Source organism: Bradyrhizobium sp. TM233 (genome assembly GCF_036247965.1).
GTDB classification, from domain to species: domain Bacteria; phylum Pseudomonadota; class Alphaproteobacteria; order Rhizobiales; family Xanthobacteraceae; genus Bradyrhizobium; species Bradyrhizobium ottawaense.
The window spans coordinates 474-1,653 of the sequence record NZ_BTIG01000064.1; the positions used below are offsets into that span (position 1 = coordinate 474).

Here is a 1,180-nt window from a genome sequence, read left to right on the forward strand (position 1 = left end):
GAAGTTCGCCAAGCGCGGCCGCGTCCACACCGTGATCGCGACCTCGCCGTTGCACATGCGGGTGAAGCTGAACAAGACCCCGGAGCAGGTGCTCGAGACCTCGGTCGCGATGGTCGCACGCGCCCGCAACCAGATCGACGACGTCGAATGGTCGGCCGAGGACGGCACCCGCAGCGAGATGGATTTCCTGTGCCGCATCGTCGAGGCCGTGATCAAGGCCGGCGCCACCACGGTGAACATCCCCGACACCGTCGGCTACACCGTGCCGGAGGAATACACCCACTTCATGAAGACGCTGATCGAGCGCGTGCCGAACTCCGACAAGGCGGTGTTCTCCGTGCACTGCCATAACGACCTCGGCATGGCGGTCGCGAACTCGCTGGCCGGCATCGTCGGCGGCGCGCGCCAGGTCGAGTGCACCGTCAACGGCATCGGCGAGCGCGCCGGCAACGCTGCGCTCGAAGAGATCGTGATGGCGATCAACGTCCGCAACGACAAATTTCCCTACTGGAACAAGATCGACACCACGCAGCTCACCCGCGCCTCGAAGGTGGTCTCGGCGGCAACCTCGTTTCCCGTCCAGTACAACAAGGCGATCGTCGGCCGGAACGCGTTCGCGCATGAGAGCGGCATCCACCAGGACGGCGTGCTGAAGGACGCCTCGACCTACGAGATCATGCGGCCGGAGATGGTCGGCCTGAAGCAGTCCTCGCTGGTGCTCGGCAAGCATTCCGGCCGCCACGCCTTCGTGCACAAGCTGGAGGAGATGGGCTACAAGCTCGGCCCCAACCAGCTGGAAGATGCGTTCACGCGGATGAAGGCGCTGGCCGACCGCAAGAAGGACATCTACGACGAGGACATCGAGGCGCTGGTCGACGGCGAGATGGCGGCTTCCCACGACCGCATCAAGCTGACCTCGCTGACCGTGATCGCCGGCACCCATGGCCCGCAGCGCGCGACCATGAAGCTCGACGTCGACGGCCAGATCAAGATCGAGGAGGCCGAGGGCAACGGTCCTGTGGACGCGGTGTTCAACTGCATCAAGCGCCTGGTCCCGCACGAGGCCAAGCTGGAGCTGTATCAGGTCCACGCGGTGACCGAAGGCACGGACGCGCAGGCGGAGGTGTCGGTGCGGCTGTCGCAGGAGGGGCGTTCGATGACGGCGCGCGCGGCGGATCCG

Annotated in this window: 1 protein-coding gene; it reads left to right on the plus strand. The window is 65.8% G+C overall.

Going from position 1 to position 1,180, the window contains the following annotated elements:
* A partial coding sequence (locus tag AABA86_RS33445; RefSeq protein ID WP_338309772.1) for a 2-isopropylmalate synthase occupies positions 1 to 1,180 on the plus strand: 1,180 nt, incomplete at both ends.